Raw genomic sequence first — 12,072 nt, 5'->3', positions numbered from 1 at the left:
GCGGAAGGCAAATGCAAGGAGGTTCTTTTAGACAGCCTCTTCAGTCTTTAGGGAGTGGGTGGAGGTGGCAGGACGCCCAGCTGACCCATCAGGCTCATGGTGTCCATGATGATGCGGGTGTCCTTGATGCGGCCGTCGACGAGGCGATCGATGACGATGCCCCAGACGCGAACAGAGTGCCCTGTTGCTGGGATCCCGAGAAATTCACCGTTGTGTGTTCCGGTCCATTCGAAGCGGCTGGCGACCTTGTCGTGTTCTGCGATCTGTTCGTGGATGGAGAAGACGATATCTGGAAAGCCGGCACGCATGGCACGGAGGATGTCTTTCAGGCCTTCGATTCCAGGGCCCTGGCCGGGAAGTGGAACCTGCTCGACGACGTCTTCCCAGACATACTTCGCTGCTCCTTCAATGTTCCCCTGCGTGATCACATCGTCCACAAAGTCCCGGACGATTGCGGCATTGTCTCGCGACATTCTCTTCTCCTTTGGAAACTCACGTTGGATTGTAGCCATCGGGGATTCAGAATCTGACTGCGATTTGCGCCGCGTGTCATTGAATTCATCCGGATTGTGTCCTGTTTGAGACAAGGCCTGGAGGAACTGGTCTTGCGCGTAGGTAGTGCTTGATGTCACCGCTGTTGTCCGAGGCTTTTGACTATGTCGAAAGCGGGGCGCCAATTCCGTTGATTTGAGTCTCGTTTTTTGCGGGTCCCTTCAAGGCACAAAATGTCCGATTTGGGCGTTGCACCAAAGATGGTGAAGGACTACGCTTTTTGCTATCCCGTTGCTGTTCACGGGATGTTCACAGAACGGCCCTTGCTGGCGTCTTACCTTCCCCCACACAAGAGGAAGATAGCCGGCCCCCACCTGCGCCGACTGGTCCACGGAAATCCCGATGGTTTCAGCAGCGTTTGACGGTCCCCATAGCAGTAACACTTCTGGAGGCAGTACAAAATGATGAATCGCAGGACGCAGAGCGCCTGTTGGGGCGTTGCCCTGATTGCGCCGCTTGCCCTTTCCGCCACACTTGTCGCGCAGGACGTGAGTGGTTCCATTTCCGGCACCGTGCGTGATGCCAGCGGCGCCGTTATTCCCAATGCCACGGTTAAGTTGACGAACACGGATCGCAACCTGGTGGTTCGTACGTTGAACACTGGTGGTTCCGGAACCTATAGCGCTCGTTCTCTTCCCCTGGGCAACTACACGGTTGAGATTGCTGCGCCGAGCTTCGGCACGCAGACCGTGACCGGCGTTGTGGTGCATGTGAATGACACGCTCACCATCAACGGCGAACTGAAGGCTGGCGGCGGCAATGAAGCCGTGACCGTGACGAGCGAACAACAGTCCATCAACCTGGAGAATGCGACGCAGGCCGGTTTGATTAACGGCACGCAGATGCGCGAGCTGGTGTTGGGAACGCGTAACTATGAACAGCTGGTTGGATTGCAGCCCGGTGTTTCTTACAGCGGTGGCGACCAGATCTACATTGGCAACAGCAGCCCGAACGGCGCAACGAACGTTGTGAACTTCAGCGTGAACGGTGGGCGTACCAGTGGCAATGCGTGGACTGTGGATGGCGCGGATAACGTGGACCGCGGATCGAACTCGACGCTGCTGACCTATCCTTCCGTCGATGCGATTGCCGAGTTTAAGACGCTGCGCGGGCAGTACTCCGCGGAGTTTGGACGCAGCGCGAGCGGCCAGATCAACGTGGTGACCAAGAGCGGCACGAACAGCCTGCATGGAAGCGCGTACGAGTTTGTTCGCAACGATGTGTTCAATGCGAACGATGTTTTGAACAAGTTGACGACGACGCCTGCGGGTGCGGCGAAGACGACGAGCGCACGCAGCAAGTTGCGCTACAACGATTTTGGTTACACCATTGGCGGACCGCTGTTCATCCCGAAGGTCTATGATGGCCGCAAGCACAAGACATACCTGTTCTTCTCGCAGGAGATTCGTCGTGTGATCACGTACAAGCCGGTGACGTTGACCGGTGTGCCGACGTTGGCAGAGCGCCAGGGAACCTTTGTCGTTCCTGTTTGTACCGTCACGACTTCTGCTGGCGCATGCGCAACGGGGAGCCCCACGGTGAACCAGACAGTGCAGGTGCCTATCACCAGCGTGATGGCGCAGGCCTATCTGAAGGACATTTATGCGGGCGTTCCACAGCCGTCGACCGATGGCACCGGAACGCTGGTGACCGCGCCGCTGCAGAACATCTTCAACGCCAATCAGCAGATTGGCCGCGTGGACCAGAGCTTTGGCGACAAGGTGCAGGTGTTCTTCCGGATCATCAACGACTCAATTCCGACGATTGAACCCGGTGGCCTGTTCTCTGGCTCTGGCTACCCCGGTGTGCAGACCACGTCGACCAATGCTCCTGGCCGCATCTACCTTGGACACGCAACGTACGTGATCACTCCCACGCTGGTGCTGGACGGCGGCTATGCCTTCTCGCAAGGCGCGCTGCTGAGCGATGCGATTGGAACGGCGCGGCTCTCCGCGTCGCCCGATATAGCTGCTGCGACGAAGCTGCCGTATACCTCTACGCTGGCGCGTGTGCCGGCGATTGCGTTTTCAGGTGGTGGCACGGGTATCACCACATTTGGTCCTTATCGCGATTACAGCCGCAATCACAACAGCTTTGCGAATGTAACGAAGACCATTGGCACGCACACGCTGCACTTTGGTGTGGACTACAACCACTACAACAAGCGCGAAAACAATGGGCTGGCGAATGCGGGCAGCTTTACCTTCGCTGCTCCCACGCCTGCGTTTCCAACGGCGAACAAGGCGCAGACCTACCAGTCCAGCTTTGCCAACCTGCTTACGGGCAACGTGAATACGTTCTCGCAGGCATCGTACGATGTGACACCGGATATCAAGGTGAACCAGTACGAGTTCTACGCGCAGGATGACTGGAAGGCTACGCAGCGGTTGACGGTGAACCTGGGTGTTCGTTACAGCAAGTATGAACAGCCGACGGATTCGAACCACGCGTTGAGCACGTTCGATCCTTCGTTGTATGTTGCTGCGAATGCGCCGACCATCGACACCACCACGTCGGGCAATCTCTGCGTTCCGGGCGCGCCCTGCACGGGGGCGACGCCGAATCCGAATGCGAATCGGTTGAACGGTATCAGCATTAACACGGGTGCGGCGTCGAATCCCTTCGGTGCCACGGGTACTTCGCCCTACGGCAGCAAGGTGGGCAAGAGCGACAACCTGAACTTCGCGCCTCGGCTTGGTTTTGCATACGACGTTATGGGCAATGGCAAGATGTCTGTGCGAGGCGGTTACGGCATCGCATATGACTCGTCGCTGTTCGGCATCTACGAGCAGAATATCTTCCAGAACATTCCATTCGTGAACACGCCTACCATCGTTAACACCAGCTTCGATAATCCTGCGGCTGTTACGGCGACTGTGAGCTATGCTGCGCCGGTGCTGCGTGCGACGTCGCCGAAGTTCCGCACACCGTATAACCAGCAATGGTCGCTGGGTGTGCAGGCGGGCATTGGTCTGGGCGTGACGCTGGATGTGAGCTATGTTGGCAGCCACCAGGTGCATCTGCTTGGCTTGGTCGACATCAACCAGCCTGCGCCCGGAGCGTTTGCTGCTGCGAAGCTGGGCACCAATACGAATGGCGTCTACAGTCTGACCACATCGAACATTAACCTGATTAACCAAATCCGCCCGTACCGCGGCTATGGCGTGATCAACAGCGTGCAGCCGATCTTTGATGGCAACTACAACTCGCTACAGATTGCCGGACGCAAACAGTGGAAGCATGATTCGCTGGTGAGCGTGAACTATACGTGGTCGCGCGCGCTGACGAATGCGAACGCAGACCGTACCGGCGCACCGCAGATCTCGTCGCGTACCGACCTGGAGTATGGCCGCAGTGCGGCGGATCGTACGCACATCTTCAACTTCAATGCGGTGTATGCACTGCCGTTCTTCTATGAGCAGCGGGGCTTTGTGGGACATCTGCTGGGCGGATGGGAGGTTTCAGCGCTGGGCTACTTCAACAGTGGCCTGCCGCTGAACGTGACCACGACTGGCCTTGATCCTGCCGGCGTGGGCGTTATCGTGTCATCGTCCGCAGCCAGTGGCCGTCCTGACCAGGTGGCGAACCCGAACGTGGCCAGCGCAACGAGTGGGCCGATCCATACGCGTCAGCACTGGTTCAACATCAATGCATACCAGGCGGTTCCGGCAGGCCAGTATCGTCCTGGAAACTCGCAGCGTAACGGCGTGAACGGACCGGGATGGTGGCGTGTCGATCCGGGTGTGTTCCGCAACTTCAAGATCCACGAAGGCATTGGTCTGCAACTGCGTGGCGAAGCGTTCAACATCTTCAACCACACCAACCCTGACACGGTGACCACGGGCAGCCTGATCAGCACCACTGGTCTGAGCAGCACGGCGGGCAACATTACGGGCTATCGTGACAAGCGCATTCTGCAGCTTGGCGCGAAGCTGGTGTTCTAACAACTGTTCCAAAACGAACATAAGAAAGAGGGAAGCGCTTCGGTGCTTCCCTCTTTTTGTCGTTTCTGCGTAGTTCTGTTGCTTAACTGAATTGGTTCGTTTTGTGAACGAATTGTGCCTTCTGCGGAACGATTTGCAACGTATTCAGTGCAAGCCACCAGAAATGATTACTTTTTTCAAAATGAATAGTTGCATTGTGAACGTTCCTTGAATAGGGTGATAGCTACCTTGTCAATTCAGATGTTCTGTCGTTCCTAACCGCCCCCGCATCGCTGGCAGTCAGCGTTACAGGAGGTTTTGGTCCGCACGGGGATACGTGTATCTCATTGCAGACCCGTAGGTTCGGTACGACCCCAGGCAGCAGGAGAAAAGAGCACCATGAGTATGTTCACTAAGAGGTCACACCTGGCGCTATTCGCGTCAGCAGTATTGGTAGGCAGCGTTACAGCAGGCGCACAGACGTACCGCGGCGGTATTGGCGGCACGGTTGTAGACGCTTCGGGCGCAGCCATCCCACAGGCAAAGATTGTTCTGAAGAACACGGAAACCGGCGAAACACGTACGACGAACAGCACGCAAGCCGGCACCTATGTGTTCCAGGATCTACAGCTGGGTACTTATGCGGTGACGATCTCCGCGCCTGGCTTCGGCGATCTGACACTGAACAAGATTGATGTGAACCCGGGTGCTGTGACCCCGGCGAACGGCAAGCTTTCTGTTGGTACATCGGAAGTTGTGGTCGATGTAGCTGCAGATACCACTTCTGAAATCCAGACGCTTTCGTCGGCGAACAACGCCGTTGTAGGAAGCAAGGCGGTTTCCGAGATTCCGCTGAATGGACGTGACTTCACGCAGCTGCGGCAGCTTGCTGTTGGCTACAACGCCAGCGGTTCGTTGAATGGTTCGCGCTCCAACCAGTTGAACTACCAGATCGACGGTACGGACAACAACGACATCTGGCAGGGCGGTACGGCTGCCAACCAGGGTGGCGTTGGTCCTATCGCGGGTGTAACGCTGCCGATCGAAGCGATCGATCAGTTCTCCATTCAGTCGTCGGGTAATGCAGAATCGGGCCACAGTGCTGGTGGTCTCGTATCTCTGGGCCTGAAGACTGGTACGAACAACTTCCATGGTTCGGCTTACTTCTATGGCCGTAGTGAATTCTTTGCAGCGAATGACTTCTTTGCCAAGACCGGTGCGCGTAAAACGAAGACCCGCAATCAGCAGTTCGGCGGATCTATCGGCGGACCGATTTTCAAGGACAAGCTGTTCTTCTTCACCAACTATGAGCGCCAGGCATATGGCATTCAGCTCTCCAGCAACTCGCTGACGGAACCGGGTGCTGCCTATGTCTCAATGGCGTCGGGGATTCTGGCACGTCACGGTGTGACTGCCGTGAATCCTCTGTCCACGAATCTGTTGCAGGCGCTTTGGGCAGGCGGTAACGCTTCCGGCCTTGCTGCGAACACCAGCAACTATGTGGAAACACACCAGCGTCATGGTTACAGCGACAACTTCGTTGGCAACCTGAATTACATCCTGTCGCCGAAGCAGACCCTTCGTCTGCAGGCATTTATCGGTACGGGACGTCAGGCAGAACCTGCCAACAGCACCAGCACGTACTGGTACTACCAGGTGGCTCCGGACATCACGCAGAGCTTCTCGCTGTCTGACAACTGGGCACCCACGGATCGCCTGTCGAACCAGATCATTATTGCGACTGGCATCTTCAACCAGACATTCAACGATCTCCGTCATGACTTCAACATGCCGGGTCTTGGCCTGAATACTGGCGTGACGAGTCCTTCCTTGTTTGGTGCTCCGTCGATCACTCTGGGCAGCTTTGACACTGTGGGTGTGACGCAGCCCCTGGGTCGTAAGGACTACACCGGCCACATCACGGATTCGGCAACGTGGGTAAAGGGTCGTCACCAGATCCGCTTCGGTGGTGAAGTTCGGCGAAGCTACATCGATCTGCAGTACCAGAGCGGTGTGCGCGGCAACTTTACGTTCAACGGATTCGCTTCCAGAACGGCAACGCTTGGAGCCGGTCAGAGTGCATGGTCGAACTCCGCAACGCAGGCTCAGCTTTGCGGCACGCCCGGCGCCACAGTCGCAGCGAACTGCAAGGATGCGAACGGCAACCTGATCGACGATTACAGTGCAACGCTCAATTCGGCAGGTGCTCACGCCGAAGTGCTGGCGCTGGCGGATTTCATGAACGGCACGTACTCTGCTGGATCGTTTGTTCAGGGCAACCTGCGCCGCGACCTGTACCGTAACGACCTGACGTTCTTCCTTCAGGACCAGTTCAAGGCTTCACCGAAACTGGTGTTGAACTTTGGTGTGCGCCACGACTACTTCGGAGCGCTTTCCACCACTGGTCCAATGTCGATCTACCGTCCTGGTGCTACGGGTTCCGATGCGAATGGTTTGATCGGTGTGGGCATCCCCGGAAAGCCTTCAACCTATAACCCGAGCAAGTTGAACTTCTCTCCGCGTGTTGGCTTTGCTTACACCACGAGCGATAAGTTGGTGGTCCGTGGAAGCTACGGCATCTACTTCGATTCGGCACCGTTCAACGGCTTTGGCAACAACAGCGCGAGCACGTTCTCTGGAATCACATCGACTGGTCTGCAAACCAATCCTTATGGTGGCGTGCAGAACGTGTCATTGGGTGTGGGCTCATGGCAGACGAACCAGTATGTATGGGCAAGCGCTGCTGGAGCTTCTAACTACGGTCTGTTCTCTATCAGCCCCAACCTGAAGACGGCGTACGCGCAGAACTTCAACCTGGGAATGGAGTATCAGGTAAGCCGTAGCGCGGTAGTCACGCTGGGCTACGTCGGTTCCACGGGTACGCACCTGTATGGTCTGCGTGACGCCAACCAGGCGGGGTACTGGTCAGCGTCAGCTCCTGGCAATACCGGTGGTGTGACAAGCACGGGTGCACTGGTGGCAGCAACAACAACCGCCAATGCCTGCGCGAACTCCACGAACATCTCCAACCAGAGCTGCTTGCTGCAGCGCCGTCCTTCGTTCCTGAGCAAGTCCATCGCAAACTTCGCGAACGTAGGCGCGGTGGCGGAGGCTGCGAGCAACAACTCATCGAACTTCAACTCGCTGCAGGCAACGATCAAGTCCAACAACTGGCACCACCTGACGAGCCAGTTGTCATGGACCTACGGTCACTCTCTGGACAACGGCTCGGGCTTCCGCAGCACGGGTCCGACCGACTCCAACAACCTGTCGCTGGATTACGGCAACGCCGCATTTGATATCCGTCATTCGCTGAATGGATACCTGGTGTGGGAAGTGCCGCAGTTCACGCAGCATCTTGCTCCGCTGACCGCAGGCTGGCAGACGACTCTGAATGCCCAGCTTCATACCTCGGCACCCATCAACATTGCTTCGGGTGATTACACCGGCATCGGTATGAACAAGGACCGCGTTTCCTACAATGGCGGTTCTTATAAGACGGGCAGTCGTAGCATCGTAACGAACCCCGATGGTAGCAAGTACATCCAGTACTGGTCGGCTGCTGCTGTTGCAGGCGGCGCCAATGCGGTACTGCAGACTCCAGCCATTGGAACGCATGGCAACGTGGGCCGCGACTTCTTCCGCGGACCCGGCTTCTATGTGCTCGACGCGGCGCTGGCGAAGAACACGACGATCTATGAGAACGTCAAGTTCCAGTTCCGTGCGGATCTGTTCAACCTGTTCAACATCCTGAACCCGAACACTCCGACGACTGGTCTCACCAGCTCGCAGTTCGGTCGTATCACCGGTGCTCCGACTGGTATTTCTTCGGGTGCTCCGTTCAACGTACAGTTCGCCGGAAAGATCATCTTCTAACTTCGGCGTAACGCAACACACAGGCCCGCATGGCTTCCAAGCCATGCGGGCCTTTTCTTTGTCTCATGGTGTGTTGAAGCTGAGATGCTTCGCGCTGTTGTGTTGCAGATGCGGTGCAGTGCGATGTCCGCGTAAGAAAAATATGAAAGTTACTTAACTTTATCTCTTGCGTGATGGGACGTTAACGATTACTGTGGGCCTATCGTTCAACCTTTTTCACCGGAATCACGTTCCGGGACTGCGATGTGCTGTGTTTCTTACAGCGCAAACGCTCTCTTGTATCTGCCCACAGGCGCAGGCTGCACAGACGCCGTTGGGCTGAACTTTGCAGGACCTCAGGGAGATATCAGATGACCATGTATTCCAGGAGCAGCCGTTTTTCTTTCGGCAGGCGCGGCAGCATTGCATTGGCAACTTCAGCTGTTCTCATCGGCAGTGTCGTTGCAGGAGCTCAGACGTTTCGTGGAACGGTGAGCGGTACGGTTACTGATAGCACAGGCGCGATCGTTGCGAATGCTTCAGTGGAGTTGAGAAATCCTGCGACGGCCGCAGCGATCCAGAGCAAGTCGAACGGTGCCGGCAACTTCAGCTTCCCTGAAATTGCGCCGGGTAAGTATGAGTTGACGGTTACTGCTCCGGGCTTTGCGACGCGCAAGGTGTCTGACATCGATGTGCAGGTAACGAAGGTCGCCACGATTGATGTGACACTCAGCGTGGGTGCGGAGAGCACAGTTGTCGACGTTGCTGCGGGCAACACGGTTTCGCCTGACACGGAATCGAGCGCGCTGGTGACCGTGGTGGACAACAAGGCCGTTGCGGAACTGCCGTTGAATGGCCGTGACTTCACACGATTGGTACGCTATGCGCCGGGTGTGGCTGCGCTCTCCAACTCAGTGAACGGATCGCGTACGGCTTCCATCAACTTTCAGGTGGACGGCGCGGATAACGTGGATGCGTGGCTTGGCATTGTGGCCTCGAATCAGGGTGGCATCGCGAGCGTTGCAGGCGGCTTGATTCCGATTGAAGCGATCGATCAGTTCTCGATGCAGAGCGGTGGTGCTGCGGATCAAGGCCGCAATGCTGGTGCAAACAGCAACATGGTGCTGAAGTCCGGCACGAATAATCTGCATGGCGACGTGTTCTACTTCGACCGCAACGAATTCTTCGCGGCGATTTCTCCTGTGGCTCCAGTTGGTAGCCGCAAGCAGTTCCTGCGTAATCACCAGGGCGGTTTCACGTTGGGTGGCCCGGTGTGGAAGGACAAGACGTTCTTCTTCGTCGCAGGTGAAATTCAGATTGCAAAGATCAACACTGCTCTGACCGACACGGTGCTGACGGACTCGTGGATTTCGGGTGCGACATCGTTCATGAATGCATGGCGTGGTGGGCTTGCGACTTCGCCCGCGGTAAGCCAGCTCAGTACGAACCTCTATGGTTTGCTGTTCCCTGCAAGTTCGAAGGGCGGTCCTGCAACGACCAGCAACTACTTCGCGCAGGGCACCACCAACTACAACTCGTATAACGGCATCATCAAACTGGATCAGCGCTTTGGCGAGAAGAACACGCTGAGCGTGCGCTATCTGGGTACGACCGGTAAGCAGACCGCGCCGACGGGTTCGTATTATGCGGACTACTATCAGACCGCACCGATGCACATCCATAACTTCTCTGTGGTGGACAACCACATCTTCAACAGCAAAATTTTGAACCAGTTGACGCTGGGCGTGAACTACTTCCTGCAGACGTTCAATGACGCAAATCAGAACTTCTTCCCACAGGCGAAGGCTGGTTTGAACCTGGGCATCACGAATCCGATTGTGGCGCAGGGCGCACCGACCATCAACGTCAGCAGCTTCGATATCACCGGCGCGACGCAGCCTTCAGGTCGTACCGATGTTACGGGTCACATTACAGATTCATTGCACTGGACGCTGGGTCGTCACCAGTTTGTGTTTGGTGGTGAGTATCGCCGTGGCGATATCAACCAGCTTTACTTCTCGTCATCGCGTGGCACGTTTAATTTTGATGGCACGCGTGGCCCGTGGTTCCGCGCCACGAACGGTACGGGTGCAACAGGTTCCACGTGCAATGCCAACTCGTTGACGTATGCAGCGAGCCTTGGCTTTACTACTTCTGCAGCTTGCAACAACCTGGCTTACATCGCAGACTTCCTTGCAGGCCAGCCGACGGCATCGTCCGGCGCACGACTGTTGCAGGGGAATGCGCAGCGCGTGTGGTTGATGAACACGGAAGAGGCGTGGGTCGCAGATACCTTTAAGGTGAGTCCGAAGCTGACGTTGAACCTGGGTGTGCGCTACTCGGTTCCGGGCGTAATTCATTCGCAGGTGGATGATACGTACAGCTTCCGTCCAGCGAGTGGCTCGAATGCGGCAGGCTTCTACAAGCCGATGTACAACCAGTACTACGCTTCGGTTGCACCGCGTATCGGTTTTGCGTACTCGCCACGTGAGGACAACTCTACTGTTATTCGCGGCTTTGTCGGTCGGTTCTACGATACGGTTGCGATGAGTGCGTTCGCCTCGGGTACCACGGGCAATGGCGGTGCAGCGTACTCGCAGAACAATCCCGCAGGCCCCGATGCAGCTGCTATCTATATCAACAATGCAGTGAGCTGGCAGGTAAATGTGAATCCATTCGTTGGAGCGGCTGCTCCCACGGTTGGTGCGGTTGGTGTCGATCCGAGCATCCGCATGCCGTACGCCGATGAGTTCAACCTAAACATTGAGCAGCAGGTGAGCAAGAAGACGCTGATGACGGTTGGTTACGTTGGAACGCTCGGCCGCAATCTGCTTACTTATTTCGATCTCAACCAGCCGCTTGCCAGCGGATCGACAGCCTACAACGCTCGTCCTTACGCGACGCAGACCTCGTTCGTGAATGAGAGTGCCGCGTTCGTTGGCGGCGCGTTGCAGGGCATCAATCAGCTTCGCGGATCTGCCACATCAAACTACAACGCGCTCCAGGTGAGCGTACGTCAGGCTGACTGGAAGGGTTTCTCTGGAAACCTGAACTACACATGGAGCAAGTCCATGGATACCAGTTCTGCAACCGGAACGCCGATGAACAGCTATAACCTGAAGGCGGATTACGGTCCGAGCACGTTCGATGGTCGTAACAACTTGAACGGCTACGTCTTCTACACGGTGCCGCAGTTCTTCCATGCGATGCCACGCGTGACGAAGGGCTTTCAGTTGAATGCGTCGTTCCAGTACTCTTCGGGTCTGCCGTTGAGCCCGACGGTAAGCACGGATAACAGCCGCACGTACCAGTTGAAGGATCGTCCGAATGTGAACGCCGGAGTCAATCCTTATACGGGTCTGCAGTTGTCGACCAGCACCAGCAGTGGACGGCAGTATCGCTGGATGCAGAATGCCGGAGCGTTTACAGCGGCTCCTGTGGGGACTTACGGTAACGAGCGCCGCGATGCGTATGTTGGTCCTAACTTCCGCACGATTGACTTCTCTTTGTTCAAGCACACGCCGATCACAGAGAAGATCAACACGGAGTTCCGTGCCGAGGTGTTCAACATTTTCAACTTCAACAACTTTGCCAGCCCGAGTGTGAGCAACATTAGCAGCAGCACGTTCGGCCTGATCACCAATACACGTAACGGTGCGTCGGCTCCGGGTATCGGATTTGGCGAACCGTTCAATGTGCAGTTCGCCTTCAAAGTTACTTTCTAAAAACAGTGACTAACTGA

The 12,072-nt window shown here is 56.4% G+C and carries 4 protein-coding genes; 3 read left to right on the top strand and 1 reads right to left on the bottom strand.

The features are described 5' to 3' along the window. Positions 1–47: 47 nt before the first annotated feature. Positions 48–473 (bottom strand): ester cyclase, encoded by a 426-nt coding sequence (locus tag M504_RS11320; RefSeq protein WP_047491338.1) that lies wholly within the window; start codon positions 471–473, stop codon positions 48–50. A 480-nt stretch (positions 474–953) separates the two neighbouring features. Between M504_RS11320 and M504_RS11315 the strand changes: the two genes are divergently transcribed. The 3 genes from M504_RS11315 to M504_RS11305 all read left to right on the top strand — a co-directional run bounded on the left by M504_RS11315 (position 954) and on the right by M504_RS11305 (position 12,055). Beyond that, positions 954–4,496, top strand: coding sequence for a carboxypeptidase regulatory-like domain-containing protein (locus M504_RS11315; protein WP_047491335.1), 3,543 nt, complete (start codon positions 954–956; stop codon positions 4,494–4,496). A 378-nt stretch (positions 4,497–4,874) separates the two neighbouring features. Continuing rightward, positions 4,875–8,351, top strand: a complete 3,477-nt coding sequence (locus tag M504_RS11310) for a TonB-dependent receptor (RefSeq protein ID WP_047491331.1) — start codon at positions 4,875–4,877, stop codon at positions 8,349–8,351. A 407-nt stretch (positions 8,352–8,758) separates the two neighbouring features. Further along, the gene (locus M504_RS11305) at positions 8,759–12,055 is read left to right on the top strand and encodes a carboxypeptidase-like regulatory domain-containing protein (protein ID WP_232296256.1); all 3,297 of its coding nucleotides are present in this window, start codon (positions 8,759–8,761) and stop codon (positions 12,053–12,055) included. Positions 12,056–12,072: the final 17 nt, after the last annotated feature.

It is taken from the genome of Terriglobus sp. TAA 43, from assembly GCF_000800015.1.
GTDB lineage: Bacteria > Acidobacteriota > Terriglobia > Terriglobales > Acidobacteriaceae > Terriglobus.
Note: the sequence above shows the minus strand (reverse complement) of the source record. Positions and strands in the feature narration are given on the sequence as shown.